Source organism: Microcoleus sp. CZ3-B2 (assembly GCF_036705055.1).
Lineage (GTDB): Bacteria > Cyanobacteriota > Cyanobacteriia > Cyanobacteriales > Microcoleaceae > Microcoleus.
On record NZ_JAUBTN010000049.1, the window covers coordinates 13,595 to 26,598 of the forward strand.

A 13,004-nucleotide genomic window follows, 5' to 3' on the forward strand; every position below is an offset into this window, starting at 1 on the left:
GTTAGTGGTTAGTGGTTAGTGGTTAGTGGTTAGTTGTTAGTGGTTAGTGGTTAGTGGTTAGTGGTTAGTTGTTAGTTGTTATTAGCTAATATCAACTGCTTGGTGCCTAATGCTTAATGTCAACTGCTTTCCTAACAACTAACAACTGCCAACAACCAACTGCTTTCCTAACAACTGCTTTCCTAACAACTGACAACTGCCAACAACCAACTGCCAACAACCAACTGCTTTCCTAACAACTGCTTTCCTAACAACTAACAACTGCCAACTGCTTTCCTGCCAACTGCTTTCCTGCCAACTACCAACTACAAAAATGACCAATCACCAATCAGCAGAACAACTGCTAGAATTAGCAACCAAAGCAGGTGCCGAAGCTGCTGAGGTATTGGAATCGCAATCGCTCTCGCGGCCGGTATTTTTTGAAGCAAACCGCCTCAAACAGCTAGAAACCGCCCAAGCAGAAGGTATTGCTCTGCGACTGTGGCGGGACGGGCGGCCTGGGTTGGCGGTGGCCTACGGGCCCGTGGAACCGCAGATTTTGGTCGATCGGGCGATCGCGCTTTCGCAACTAAACGAACCGGAAACCATCGAACTTGGCACCGGGGAAAAAGTTGTGTATCCCGATCTCGGAGTGTCGGTGCCGGCCGAACAGCTAGTAAACTGGGGAAAAGAGGCGATCGCGATCGTCCGCCAAGCCTATCCCGAAAGCCTCTGCACCGCCGAACTCGACTGCGAAATCGAAAGCACCCGCTTGCTGAACACACTAGGCTTGGATTGCAGCCACACCGACACCACCCTCAGCGGTTACTTGTCAGCAGAATTAGTGCGGGGCGAAGATTTCCTCAACATTTGGGAAGGCGAAACCGAGCGCGGTACCCTCGACTTAAACACTAGCGCCCAGCGGGTTTTGCAGCGATTGGAATGGGCGAAAGAGAATGTAGCCCCCGCCACCGGGCGCGTGCCGGTGCTGTTTACAGCCAAAGCCGCCGATTTGCTGTGGGGGACTCTCTGTGCCGCCTTGAATGGCAAACAGGTACTAGAAGGCGCTTCGCCTTGGAGCGATCGACTAGGCCAACAAGTGACATCGCCCCTTGTCACCCTCTGGCAGCAGCCGGATATCGGGCCCTATAGCTGTCCTTTTGATGACGAAGGCACTCCCACTCGCGCGATCGTCTTGATCGACAGCGGAGTATTGCAGCTATTTTATACCGATCGCACCACCGGTCGAGCCCTGGGAAGTGGCACCACCGGCAACGGATTTCGCCCTGGTTTGGGCAGCTATCCCACACCGAGTTTGTTTAATGTTTTAATTAAACCAGGTTCCCTTTCATTAATCGATTTAATCGCTAAATTAGACGACGGAATTGTAGTCGATCAAACCCTAGGTGGCAGTGCCGGAATTTCCGGCGACTTTTCCATTAACGTCGATCTCGGCTACCGAGTCAAAAAAGGTCAAATAGTAGGCAGAATCAAAGACACAATGGTAGCCGGCAACGTCTACAGCGTCCTCAAACAATTAGTAGAATTAGGAGGAGATTGCGAGTGGAACGGTTCTTGCCACACACCATCTGTAATTGTAGAAGGATTGTCCGTCACCGGCAAAAACTAATCGGTCATCGGTAATCCAACTCTCTCCGAGTACGCGAAAGCGACAAATATTCACAGGAATTACGCATCGGCGGCAAAAAACCGGGTTTTTGGATAAAATAGTGCATCACAGCCTTTAATATCTGTGAAAAACCCGGCTTCTTTGATATTTATACGTAACTCCTATAGCGGTTATCAAGCGTGGTGAGGTATGCCCGGCGCAGGCCGCATAGTACCTCATATGAGAGAAAAGAAAGGCTATAATTCAAATCCCAACTATGAGACTAAGCTGTTGTGCAAATAAACATTGTATATTTTGATGACAATCAAACATTGTCAAATCCTCTCCCCCTCTCCCCTGATCCCCATCGGACCCTCAATCGCCATACACAATATATATGAGCAACAGCTTATAGACTCTCACCCACAGCCCAAACGATTAAATATCTCCTCGAAAAGCAAGTCTTGAACAGACTTTTCGTGCCAGATTCACAATAATTGTTAGAGAAGACTATTGAATAAAATCGATGCAGCCACCAACGAGATGATAATCTAATTATGGCGTAGCAAATTATAAACTCCCCAGCCCAATTGTCTCTTGCTACAACTGGTAAGCTGGAAAGCCCGCGCACCCGACAGATAACTCACAAATTATCTGAAAAGCATCTGCGTTGCATCTATGTTGCATCTGCCTTTCATCTGCGGTTGAAGTATCAATCGAGGAACTATAGAATCTTGTCTGTAGAAGTTCCGGCTAAATCCCGCACTATCAAAAATCTCAAATTTTTATGCGTATTTGTTTTATCGGCGATTCTTTCGTAAACGGTACTTGCGATCCAAAATGTTTAGGTTGGACAGGACGAATTTGCTCAGCAGTTTGCAAGCAAGGACACGATATCACCTACTATAATTTAGGAGTGCGGGGAGAAACCAGTACCGATATAGAAACTCGCTGGTTCAACGAAGTTTCTTGCCGTTTACCTCACTACTGCGACGGTAGAATAGTTTTTTCCTTTGGCGTTAACGACACTCACTTTGAAAATGGCAAAACTCGCGTCGCACTAGAAAAATCCATTGAAAACCTGCGCCATATTCTCAACTCTGCCCAAGAAACAGTACCAGTTTTAATGATTGGGCCGCCGCCAGTTATTGATGTCGATCGCACAATCAGAATAGCTAATTTATCCCAAGAGTTTTCCCAAGTTTGTAGCGAGTTAAACGTACCTTATTTAGATGTTTGTACCCCGCTCCAAAAATCAGAAATTTGGCTGCAAGAACTTGCCCAAAATGACGGCTCCCATCCCCGTGCTGTCGGTTATGCGGAATTGGCTAGAATTATTCACAATTGGGAGAGTTGGAAAGATTGGTTTAAAAATATCACTGTGTCAGAGCGAGAGACAGTAACTCTGTTTAGAGCTGTCGGCAAAAAAGAAATGGAATTAATCAAAGAAAGCGATTTTTTGGCATTTCCGCCACGGCTGTCTTTTCAACCTATTTTTTATCCCGTAGTACAAAAAGCTTACGCGATGCAAATTGCGCGAGATTGGAATACTAAAGATGCAGCGTCTGGATATTTTGGCTATGTAACTAAGTTTCGAGTTTTGGCTGATTTCTTAAACAAATATCCCGTGCAAACTGTCGGCAGTTCGAGCCATCAAGAGTATTGGATTCCTGCTGAAGAGTTGGCGCAATTCAATCGGAACATTGTCGGTAAAATTGAAATTTTTGCAGAATATCAACCGTAAAACAAGATAGGACTTAGGAATGGGCGATCGGAAAGCGGCTTTTTTGGCGAAATAGGGGTTTATAATTTTTAATTTCTGTAATGTTATGTCCGGTTGTAGGGGGTTTTGGAGTCCTTGGTTTAAGAGCGGATTGAAATCTGCACGCGCTATCGGTTCGTTTCCGGTAACATCGTCAGGTGATTTAACCGGCGCTAGGGCGCAGAGAACACAGAGGAAGACAAGAGAGAGAGATGAATACAGAAGTATGAAGCGCGGATTTTATCGGACTCGATTTTATAATTGGGATGCTACCGGATTTGATATTAATGGATCGGACACGATATAAAAATCCGGTTTCTAGACGGAGCGGATCGTTCTCGATACAATAGGAGCAGTGACAGATGTTGGATTTTAATCAATTTGAAGTTGTGAGTTTTGACTGTTGCGGCACTCTCATCTATTGGGAAAGCGGCATATTGCCAGTCTTGAGATAATGGCTGTCGGGCCGCGAACTCGATTTCAGCGCGCAATTTTAGAAATGCCGGATTTGAAAAGGTTGGTGGAGGCGATCGGGTAAATAAACCGCAGATTGATGTCAAAATAGTTGTTTAAAATTATAAAAGTGTGGAGATTACTATGAATTGCCAAATATTGACCGGATTGTTGACGGGATTAGTTGTTTCGAGTACCGCAAGTTTGATCGATTGTCAACCAAGTTATGCGAAAAATAATCAAATTTTAAGGGGGATTTCGATTAATTCAAATTTGAAATTGTTGGCTTCAGCAAAGGTGGATTTGGGGGTTGAGGTTGCGAGGGAGCTTGTGGCGGCAGAACCCACAGCCGAGGATTTGTATAATCAGGGTGAGGAGAAGTACAACAAAGGAGATTTTCAAGGTGCTATAGAGGCTTACGATGGAGCAATTAAGCTTAATGCTAATTATGTTGAGGCCTACGTTGGCCGGGGTAATGCCCGCGATGACTCAGGAGACAGACAGGGTGCGATCGCCGATTACGATCGAGCCCTAAAAATTGACCCCAACAATGGCTCGGCCTACTACAACCGGGGTGTTACCCGAGCGAGGTTAGGAGACAATCAAGGTGCGATCGCCGATTACGATCGAGCCCTGAAAATTAACCCCAACAATGGCTCAGTCTACTACCACCGGGGTGTGATCCGAACGAGGTTAGGAGACAATCAAGGTGCGATCGCCGATTTCAACGAAGCCTTGAAAATTAACCCCAACGATGCGTTAGCCTACAACGAGCGGGGTAATGCTCGCTATATATTAGGAGACAAGCAGGCTGCTCTGGCCGATTTCAACGAAGCCTTGAAAATTAACCCCAACTATGCGCCTGCTTACACAAATCGGGGTAATGCTCGCGATGACTTGGGAGACAAGCAGGGTGCGATCGCCGATTACGATCGATCCTTAAAAATTGATCCCAACAATGATAATACCTACTACAATCGGGGCGTTACCCGATCGATCTTAGGAGAGAAGCAGGGTGCGATCGAAGATTACAGCCAAGCCGTGAAAATTAACCCCAACAATGCTCGTGCTTACTACAATCGGGGGGTTATCCGCTATGACTTAGGAGACAAGCCTGGTGCGATACAAGATTTCCAAAAAGCCGCCAACTTGTATCAGCAACAAGGAAACACAGATAGCTACGAAAAAACATTAAACATCATTAGAAGAATCCAATAAATTCATACAAATCCGGGGCGGGTGCCGGTTGCACAAGTTCACAGCTTTGATGTGAGAAATATGCGCGCACCAGCCCGACCAAATTATGCTTGTTGCTTGTTGAACCGGACAGAAGCTCAATAAGAGTGCGATCGTTCAACTTGCAGCGACTTAATCCTCTTTTCAACTGCTGGGAAAGCGCGATCGCCCCTAGGAACTTACCTAAAGGGCGATCGAGCCTTGTATCCCTTACAGCATTTTTCTAAAGATTTGCTAGGGATAAAGTTCTAGCCCGCCCTTAATAAGGAGCGGTTGTGGGTGGGTCACACTTAGCACTTATTTTGCAAAATGGTATTAAATAAATCTAAATAATGTGGAAAGAGCGAAAATTGGAAAGCGAAATAAGGGCGATCGCACAAATAGTAAATTCGAGATTAAATTTCTGGCATTTTCCCAAACCAAGCAATTTCTTGCTAAACTCTAACCGAGCAGGAAATTTGCAGGTAATAAACGCTATTTATGCCGTACATTACTATCCCTAAACAATTTAGGGAACCTTCCCGGATCGTCAAATCTCAACTATTTTTAAAACCGAGAAGGCTCGCCATTTTTGAAGCTTGCTTGATTGGCTTAGTTGCCGGAATCGCAGGCGTTTTGCTCAAATCTGGAGTCGGATGGCTCGGCAGTTGGCGAGTAGCTACCTCCACATTAATTCCAGTTTGGATATTACTCCCCAGCGTCGGATTAGTGGGCGGGTTCCTAACAGGTTTGTTGGTAGAACGTTTAGCTCCCGAAACTGCAGGTAGCGGCATTCCTCACGTCAAAGCTGCTCTCGGCGGTGTCAATCTTGCCTTAGATTTGCGAGTAGCTGTCGCCAAACTTCTCACCACTATTTTAGCAGTTGGTTCCGGTTTATCTTTAGGAAGACAAGGCCCCACCGTACAAATAGGAGCATCTTTAGCAGGCTGGATCGGTCACTTAATGCCTACTTCCCCAGACTACCGCCGACAATTGATTGCTTGCGGTGCAGCGGCGGGATTAGCAGCGGGTTTTAATGCTCCTATTGCGGGAGTTTTGTTTGTAGTTGAAGAACTTTTGCAGGATGTTTCGGGATTGACATTAGGGACTGCAATTATCGCTTCATTTATTGGTGCAGTTGTCTCACAACTTTTGGGCGGCGATAGTTTAAACTTGAACCTGCGCGAGTACCCAATAAGTTTTCAAATTTCCGAAATTCCGTTTTTCATACTGTTAGGAGTTTTAGCCGGCATTTTCGGAGCTTTGTTTAGTAAAGGGATTATTGCCAGCTTAAATTTCAACAAGCGAACCCTCAAATTGTCCTTGCCCGTGCGAATTGCTCTAGCTGGTCTAATCTGCGGTTCAGTAATAGCTTTTCTGCCAGAAACTTTTCGCAACAATACAGGATTGCGGGAGTTTTTACTGACCGGAGAAGCCAACATTACAACGAGTTTAACTGCTTTAGCAGCTCATTTTTTTCTGACAATTATTTCCGCTGCTTCTGGAGCTCCGGGAGGATTGTTTTCTCCTTCCTTAGTTATGGGTTCTGCCCTAGGTCAGCTTGTGGGAATTTTGCAAGAAAATTCCCTTGGTGTCGGTTTGCCGACAACCTATGCTTTGGCGGGAATGGGAGCGTTTTTTTGCGCGGTTTCGAGAGCGCCGATTACTGCGGTAGTAATTGTATTTGAAATTACGGCGGATTTCAAATTAGTGCTACCTTTGATGATCTGTTCTGTTGTTGCTTATTTAGTCGCAGAAAAGGTAGACAGCGGCTCGTTGTACAGTCACCTTTTGGAGTTTAGTGGCATTCAACTGACGCAGGCAAAAGCTGCTACCAATACTTTGAGTGACTTGCACGCAAACGACGTTATGCAGCGCCGAGTTGAAACTCTGTCGAGCCTGCTGACTTTGGATGAAGTGATGCAGGCTTTTTCGCGATCGCACCACCGAGGCTTTCCAGTAGTAGACGGCGGTAAATTAGTTGGAATTGTCAGCCAAACCGATTTAGCCAATACCAGCAATCGCAATTTTTCAGGCAACTCCCTGCTGAAAGAATTTATGACAGCACAGCCAATTACGGTAAAAGCAACCGACACTTTAAGCGAAGTTTTGCACAGGCTCAATTACTACCATCTCAGCCGTTTGCCGGTAGTAGAAGGCCGCCATTTGGTGGGAATTATTACCCGCAGCGACATTATCCGAGTTGAATCCGATCGCCTCAGCGGAGAAACAACCCAGGGCCCGCATCCAGAACCTTCCTATGTAGTGTATCAAACCAAAGCTCCCCAAGTCGGCAACGGCAGGCTGTTAGTGCCACTTTCCAACCCGCAAACAGCGCCGGCTTTGCTGCGGCTGGCGGCGGCCATTGCGCGCGATCGCAATTACGAACTAGAATGCCTGCAAATCATCATCGTACCGCGCAACAGTTCCCCCTCAGAAAGCGCAGTGCGGACTACAAAAAGCCGTCGCCTGCTACAACAAGCCGAGCGAATAATTCGCAATTGGAACTTGCCAGTACACACCCAAATCCGGGTAGCTCACGACGTGCCTAACGCGATTTTGGAGACAATTAAGGAGCGACATATAGACTTAATTTTAATGGGCTGGCAAGGCGAATTATCCACAAAAGAACGCATTTTTGGCGATGTTGTAGATACCGTAATTCGGCAAGCTGGTTGCGAGGTGGTTTTGGTGAAATGGAGCAAACAATTATTAATAAAAAGCCAAAAAGATGTGTGTTCAACCAGCAGCGACGGGGGAGAATATGCCTCTAAAGAATGGCAGTTAAATGCCGCAAAAATTGATGAGGTAGAAAATTCTACATTGGCGGTATCAAGTTCATCAGCGACTCCTGAAACAGAACTTTTGCCACCAAATTCTGACATTCCGGTGCCAGAATTGGGACTGCACACGTTGATGAGTTTGCGGCGCTGGCTGGTGCCAATTCGCGGTGGTTACAAACAAGCTGCAGCTTTGCGCCTGCTACCTGCTTTAGTGGCTGCGAGTTCAGTACCGGAGATTAAATTGTGTCAAATTCACCAGCCTTCTGTTGCAGAACCCTCGCGCGACGAATTAAAGCAAGCTGCGGAGTTTATTCAGCGCCGGGTTAGGTGTTCGGTAGTCGCGACTGCGGTTTGCGCTACATCGGTTTCTGATGCTTTAATCGATCAGGCTCAGAACGATCAGTGCGATGCGATCGTCCTAGGAGCGAGTCGCGAAGGGCTACTGAAACAGGTAATTCACGGGAACATCCCGGAAGCCGTGGCGCGCGGGTGCGACTGTACAGTTATTTTAGTGCGATCGGCCTCTTAGTTATTGGTAATCGGGCTGTTAACTGTTAACTGTTGACTGTTGACTGTTGACTGTTAACTGTTAACTGCTGACTGTTAACTGTTAACTGTTAACTGTTGACTGTTGACTGTTGACAAATAACCACCAACAAATAACAACTAACCACTAACAAATAACCACTAACCACTGAGGGCGGGTACTGGGGCACCGCCCCTACCAACTAACTACTAACAACTAACTACTAACTACTAACTACTAACAACTAACTACTAACTACTAACAAATAACCACTAACAACTAACTAATGACCATGGTTCACTTTAACGTCGGCTTTGAAAACTTTAATTCCTTCGCAGACATTACCCTATCCTTGGCGAAAACATTAGACAAAATGGAAATTCCCATTTCAGTCGCACCATCGCCAATCGCCTCTCACATCACCCGCAATTCCACAGCAGAAGAAAATCACCTACTAGCAAAGTGGATGAACGCCGTACCATCAGATTTATTTCAGATCAAGTGGTCTCATTACTGGAAACCTTATTTTCTCAAAGAACTTAACGGACATCTCAACTTAGAATTTTTTGCCATCAATTACGAATTTACCAGAAACGATGATAATTATGATTATTGGATTTATGATGCAGTCAATAATTCATCCCACATTTTAGCCGTAAGTGAATATTCTAAAAACGTTTTAATCAAAGCTGGCTGTCCCGACAAAAAAGTCTCAGTCGTGCCTTTAGGCTTCAATCCTTTAATCTCGCAGCTTTATTCTCTTAAACCGCATAAAACTAAAAACGATGTAAAATATATTCTGCACATGACCAATTCTTATGATTTTTATAGATTTGGCACCGACCTCGCCATTCAAGCATTTTATCAAGAGTTTCAAGATGATCCTAACGTAGAGTTAATTATCAAAGATGGCGGCAAAAATCCTGATGTCATAGTGGAACATCTCGTAAATATCGAAAAGCAATTCGGCAAGTTAAAGCCAAAAGTTCAGATCAGACCTAAATTTTGCAATAAAACAGAACTAGCTGATTTATACTTATCAGCAGATGCTGTTTTAGCTCCGTTTCGCGGCGAAGGTTTTGCGATTAAAATTTTGGATGCCTTTGCTGCTGGCTTACCCGTCGCCATGACTCTGTACGGAGGCCCGACGGACTACGCCAATACTGATAACTGCTATCCCATTGCTTACGATCTAATTCCCGTTGGAGAGTGTTACGATACTCAGTATCTGAAAATCAGAAATGCTCCTCATTGGGCAGAACCAAATGTTCAGTCTGTTCGCGAGCAATTGCGAAAAATTATTGAAGACCCGATGCGTTTTGAGATAGCTCAAAAAGCTAGAGAGACGGCGGATTTATTTAATTGGAAAGCAACGAGCCAAAAATTGCTAAAATTAATGCGAGAGTTGTTTTAGGAGCGGAATTATGGGACTCGAACGCAAAATGTTTAGGGGAATGTTTGCACCTAGCGAAGTCGTACAATTGAAACAGCCTTGTTTTACTCCTGGGCGGTTGTTTGAACCAGGAAAATATAATGCGGCCGATTTGCCGGATGTAGCTTTTGATATGGGTTTAGTAGACCATTTACCCCCAGTCAAAGGCAATAGTCCAGCAAATCTCAACGCCCCGAACCCACAGCCTCAAAACCTTGATGAATAAAATTCCGGCTTGAGGGTTCGGACTTCAGTCAGAAAAATTCAAACAATCAAAAGACCTCTTGCACTCATTCCCAAATTATCTTGAAATAATCTGGGTTTATCAGTGTTTATCTAGCTTAAATCTGCGCTTGAAAAATCGAGTTTGGATTTATGCAAGAGGTCGAGAAACTAATGTTCAGACTGCCAAAAATATCGAGCCAATTTAACCATTTTGCTCGATCTGGGCAATTAACTCGTTCAAAATTTTACTTGCCTTATCATTTTCAATCTGACAAGTTCCGGCGTTCTGATGGCCGCCACCACCATATTTTAACATTAACTCCCCAATATTAGTTTGAGAAGTTTTGTTAAAAATTGACTTACCAACTGCGAAAACCGTATTTTGTTGTTTCAGCCCCCAAAGTACGTGAATCGAGATATTGCACTCGGGGAACAAAGCATAAATTACAAAACGATTCCCTGCATAAATCACATCTTCGTTACGCAAATCCAAAACAACTAATTTATCATAAACTTGGGCGCAGCGCTGTATTTGCTCTTTGAATTTTTCTGATTGCTCGAAGTAAAGATCTACTCTTTCTTTGACATCAGGAAGCTGCAAGATTGAGTCGATAGTATGACTTTTGCAGTAATCAATTAACTGCATCATTAACTGATAGTTGGAAACGGTAAATTCTTTAAACCTGCCCAACCCAGTTCTAGCATCCATCAAGAAGTTTAACAGCACCCATTTATCCGGGTCTAAAACTTCTGCTTTGGCAAATTGAGCGGAATCTGATTTGTCAACTGCCGCCATCATTTCCTCGGAGATATTGGGAAACTTTGTTTTGCCTCCATAATATTTGTACAACACTCTAGCTGCTGAAGCTGCATAGGGGTCGATAATGTGATTGATTTTGATTTTTTCGTGTCTGAGAGTTTCGCTGAAATGGTGGTCGAAGGCTAGATAAACTCCTTCAACATAGGGTAAATTGGTGGTAATATCGTTATTTGTTATGTCGATTTTTCCGTCCTGCATATCTTTAGGATGCACGAATTTAATCTCGTCGATCAAATCGAGTTCTTTGAGCAAAACGGCACAGACAAGACCGTCAAAGTCGCTGCGGGTGACTAATCTGTATTTTTTAGTGAGTGGCATATGCTTTGGTGATGCGGAGGAACTGATCACCCGCTAATATAACTTATTACCCGATCGCTAAACAATATGAACGCAGACCCTTACGCTTGGATAGAGAAATCCCTGGACACTGTTCGCCGGGCCGATTGGTATCGATCGCCCCAATCGATCGAAAGTTGCCCTGGCCCTGCGGTAAAATTAGGAAACCGCCGGCTGATTAACTTTGCCAGCAACGATTATCTCGGCCTCGCGGGGGATGACAGGCTAATTCAAGCGGCTGTGGCTGCAACAAAGGAATTTGGTACGGGCGCGACGGGTTCGAGGTTGCTCAGCGGACACCGCGATTTGCACCGACAGCTAGAACAGGCTATAGCTAATTTAAAACAAACCGAAGACGCTTTAGTATTCAGTTCGGGATATTTAGCGAATTTAGGGGCGATCGCCTCGATTGTCGGCAAGCGCGATTTGATATTATCTGACAAGTACAACCATTCGAGCCTCAAAAACGGAGCAGCGCTCAGCGGTGCAACAGTGCTAGAGTACGATCGTTGCCCTCTTGAGGATTTAACAGCCAAACTAGAGCAAAATCGGACAAAATACCGCAAGTGTTTAATTATTACCGATAGCGTATTCAGCATGGATGGGGACTTGTGTCCGCTGCCGCAGTTGCTAGCTTTGGCGGAACAATTTAACTGCATGGTATTAGTAGATGAAGCTCACGCTACAGGAGTTTTCGGTGCTAGCGGTGCTGGTTGTGCAGAACATTTCGGGTGTCAGGGATTGCCGCTAATTCAAGTTGGCACGCTAAGCAAAGCTTTGGGAAGTTTGGGTGGCTACGTTGCGGGCTCTGCGGCTTTAATTGACTTTCTCCGCAATCGAGCTGCAACTTGGATTTATACTACAGCATTAACGCCTGCTGACACAGCGGCTGCTTTGGAAGCTGTGAGAATTGTACAGCAAGAACCAGAACGCCGAGTGCGGTTGCAGCGTAATATTGAAACTTTCAAATATTACGCGATAATCGATCGACAATTACCAATTAACAACTCCCTCTCCCCAATTTTTAGTTTGCCCTTAAAAGATGCAGCCACAGCTTTAACAGCCGCCAGCAAACTCAAGGAAATTGGTATTTTTGCTCCAGCGATTCGGCCTCCGACTGTAAGTGTAAGCCGAATTCGGATTTCGCTGATGGCAACTCACGAATTCGCACACCTGCAGCAGTTGGTAGAGGCTTTGGAGCAAGTTTTGAGTTTTTAGTCAATGTACGGTGTGCGCTGCGTACCGCTTGACTAAATATAGTTGAGTTTGTAGGTGCGCGCTTCGCCCTGCTTTAGATTGTGGGAAATGTTAAGATCTCGCTATTGACTTATGGCAAACAGTGTAGGTTATTGCGCTCGATCGCTCCACAAGTGTAAATTTTTTGTAAATTTAGATACTTTTTGCAATTTCGCGCTATATACTAGAAATAGTCGGTACACCAAATTAAATATAAGGAATGTTCATCATGAACACAAATCGCAAAAACGTACAAAAAGTAGCTGAAACCCACCGCGCTAACATTCACAAGCAACTGATGCACCGCATCGAAGTTGCTAGAGCCAGCGGCAATCAAGATTTGGTTCGGGTGCTGGAAGAGGAAATGAAACAGTTGTAAGAAGCTGCAACTAGAATTTGCCCGCAGTCTGGTTTAGAGGGTTGTGCGAGAAATGCAGAAATTCCCGCAACCGCTATTCGTTAAATTTTCACTCCTCTATTCGTTGATAGAAAAAAAAACGGTTTCTTAATGAAACCGGTTTTTTTTTATTGATTGGAAAGGACTGATGACTGATGACTGTTGGCTGTTGGCTGTTGACTGTTGACTGTTGGCTGATGACTGTTAGCTGATGACTGTTGACTGTTGACT

At 44.9% G+C, this 13,004-nt stretch carries 10 protein-coding genes; 8 read left to right on the plus strand and 2 right to left on the minus strand.

Features of this window, described 5'->3' with window-relative positions:
- Positions 1-138: 138 nt before the first annotated feature.
- Positions 139-321, minus strand: a complete 183-nt coding sequence (locus QUA97_RS20060; protein ID WP_333195644.1) for a hypothetical protein — start codon at positions 319-321, stop codon at positions 139-141.
- Here QUA97_RS20060 and QUA97_RS20065 point away from each other — a divergent pair.
- From QUA97_RS20065 to QUA97_RS20090, 6 genes are all read left to right on the plus strand, one after another.
- Complete coding sequence (locus QUA97_RS20065) at positions 314-1,609, plus strand: TldD/PmbA family protein (protein WP_333195645.1); 1,296 nt, start codon at positions 314-316, stop codon at positions 1,607-1,609. The genes QUA97_RS20060 and QUA97_RS20065 overlap by 8 nt on opposite strands.
- Before the next feature lie 766 nt (positions 1,610-2,375).
- Positions 2,376-3,332, plus strand: a complete 957-nt coding sequence (locus QUA97_RS20070; RefSeq protein ID WP_333195646.1) for a GDSL-type esterase/lipase family protein — start codon at positions 2,376-2,378, stop codon at positions 3,330-3,332.
- 615 nt (positions 3,333-3,947) lie between these two features.
- On the plus strand, positions 3,948-5,021 hold the full coding sequence (locus QUA97_RS20075) for a tetratricopeptide repeat protein (protein ID WP_333195647.1): 1,074 nt from the start codon (positions 3,948-3,950) through the stop codon (positions 5,019-5,021).
- Positions 5,022-5,519: 498 nt separating this feature from the next.
- A complete protein-coding gene (locus QUA97_RS20080) occupies positions 5,520-8,330 on the plus strand; it encodes a chloride channel protein (RefSeq protein ID WP_333195648.1) in 2,811 nt (936 codons plus the stop codon).
- A 283-nt stretch (positions 8,331-8,613) separates the two neighbouring features.
- The gene (locus QUA97_RS20085) at positions 8,614-9,741 is read left to right on the plus strand and encodes a glycosyltransferase family 4 protein (protein WP_333195649.1); all 1,128 of its coding nucleotides are present in this window, start codon (positions 8,614-8,616) and stop codon (positions 9,739-9,741) included.
- A 10-nt stretch (positions 9,742-9,751) separates the two neighbouring features.
- Positions 9,752-9,985, plus strand: a complete 234-nt coding sequence (locus QUA97_RS20090; protein WP_333195650.1) for a hypothetical protein — start codon at positions 9,752-9,754, stop codon at positions 9,983-9,985.
- A gap of 201 nt (positions 9,986-10,186) precedes the next feature.
- On the opposite strand, the gene QUA97_RS20095 is transcribed toward QUA97_RS20090, so the two are convergent.
- Entirely contained in the window at positions 10,187-11,122 is a 936-nt protein-coding gene (locus tag QUA97_RS20095) for an exopolyphosphatase (RefSeq protein ID WP_333195651.1), read from the minus strand.
- A 66-nt stretch (positions 11,123-11,188) separates the two neighbouring features.
- On the opposite strand from QUA97_RS20095, the gene bioF reads away from it, so the two are divergent.
- Positions 11,189-12,358 (plus strand): 8-amino-7-oxononanoate synthase, encoded by a 1,170-nt coding sequence (gene bioF / locus QUA97_RS20100; protein ID WP_194066494.1) that lies wholly within the window; start codon positions 11,189-11,191, stop codon positions 12,356-12,358.
- Positions 12,359-12,605: 247 nt separating this feature from the next.
- Positions 12,606-12,755 (plus strand): arginine synthesis PII-interacting regulator PirA, encoded by a 150-nt coding sequence (pirA, locus tag QUA97_RS20105; protein WP_194008449.1) that lies wholly within the window; start codon positions 12,606-12,608, stop codon positions 12,753-12,755.
- The last annotated feature ends 249 nt before the right edge of the window (positions 12,756-13,004 follow it).

Excerpts from the sequence above, each read along its gene's own strand:
- QUA97_RS20065 (WP_333195645.1), top strand. The coding sequence starts at position 314 with ATGACCAATCACCAATCAGCAGAACAACTGCTAGAATTAGCAACCAAA.
- QUA97_RS20070 (WP_333195646.1), top strand. The coding sequence starts at position 2,376 with ATGCGTATTTGTTTTATCGGCGATTCTTTCGTAAACGGTACTTGCGAT.
- QUA97_RS20075 (WP_333195647.1), top strand. The coding sequence starts at position 3,948 with ATGAATTGCCAAATATTGACCGGATTGTTGACGGGATTAGTTGTTTCG.
- QUA97_RS20080 (WP_333195648.1), top strand. The coding sequence starts at position 5,520 with ATGCCGTACATTACTATCCCTAAACAATTTAGGGAACCTTCCCGGATC.
- QUA97_RS20085 (WP_333195649.1), top strand. The coding sequence starts at position 8,614 with ATGACCATGGTTCACTTTAACGTCGGCTTTGAAAACTTTAATTCCTTC.
- QUA97_RS20090 (WP_333195650.1), top strand. The coding sequence starts at position 9,752 with ATGGGACTCGAACGCAAAATGTTTAGGGGAATGTTTGCACCTAGCGAA.
- QUA97_RS20095 (WP_333195651.1), bottom strand. The coding sequence starts at position 11,122 with ATGCCACTCACTAAAAAATACAGATTAGTCACCCGCAGCGACTTTGAC.
- bioF (WP_194066494.1), top strand. The coding sequence starts at position 11,189 with ATGAACGCAGACCCTTACGCTTGGATAGAGAAATCCCTGGACACTGTT.
- pirA (WP_194008449.1), top strand. The coding sequence starts at position 12,606 with ATGAACACAAATCGCAAAAACGTACAAAAAGTAGCTGAAACCCACCGC.